This is a genomic window from Bacillus sp. SIMBA_005, assembly GCF_046535585.1.
In the GTDB taxonomy this organism is placed as follows: Bacteria; Bacillota; Bacilli; order Bacillales; family Bacillaceae; genus Bacillus; species Bacillus pumilus.
The window spans coordinates 1-298 of the sequence record NZ_JAWRWI010000209.1; the positions used below are offsets into that span (position 1 = coordinate 1).

Sequence of the window (298 nt, forward strand, 5' to 3'; positions counted from 1 at the left end):
CGGCATCGAGGCCGACGGCAAGCTCGCGCCGAAGCTGCCGGTCGCGCTGGTGCCGATGCTGTTCGGCGACCGCGATCGCATCGCGCTGGAAGACGGCGGGCATCGCTACGTGCTGGTGCGGCCCGGCCAGCTCGACGGCGACCTGCTGGTGGCCGGGCAGGCCCGCGTCGAGGGGCGGGATACCGTCGTGCAACTGGTGGGCAGGAACAGTGCCGCGATGGCGCCGCCGCAGCCGACCACATATTTCGCGCCGGCCATGCCGGCCGCGCCGGAACTGGTGGCTGCGCGCGGCGGCTGG

At 74.2% G+C, this 298-nt stretch carries 1 protein-coding gene; it reads left to right on the top strand.

The genetic code is table 11. From position 1 onward, the window contains the following. The coding region (locus SB660_RS19800) for a hypothetical protein (protein ID WP_410583979.1) at window positions 1-298 on the top strand (298 nt) is incomplete at both ends.